Source organism: Nocardioides cremeus (assembly GCF_030518195.1).
Lineage (GTDB): Bacteria > Actinomycetota > Actinomycetes > Propionibacteriales > Nocardioidaceae > Nocardioides > Nocardioides cremeus.
This window is the reverse complement of sequence record NZ_JAULSC010000441.1, coordinates 1-220: the sequence shown is the minus strand read 5'-3', so window position 1 is coordinate 220 and position 220 is coordinate 1. Positions and strand designations below refer to the sequence as shown.

The following is a 220-nucleotide window of genomic DNA, read 5'->3' as shown; positions in this document are numbered from 1 at the left end:
TGAGACTCCCGCCTCAGCCCAGGCGCAGCAGGTGCACCACGCGGCGGGCGGCCTCGCCGCCCTCGCTCTCGGCGACGTCGAGGGCGGTGCGCACGTCGAGGCCGTCGAGCTGGGGAGCGGTGGCGGCCTCGACGGCCGCGGCCGTGGCGCCGCCGCGACCGGCGGCGGCGTACACGCGCTCGAGGCGGGCCTCGGCCGCGTGCAGGTCGTCGGCGTGGAA

Annotated in this window: 1 pseudogene; it reads right to left on the bottom strand. The window is 79.5% G+C overall.

From position 1 onward, the window contains the following. Positions 1 to 13 precede the first annotated feature (13 nt). Positions 14 to 220: pseudogene (locus tag QWJ41_RS22610) on the bottom strand (cysteine--tRNA ligase); the annotation flags it as partial.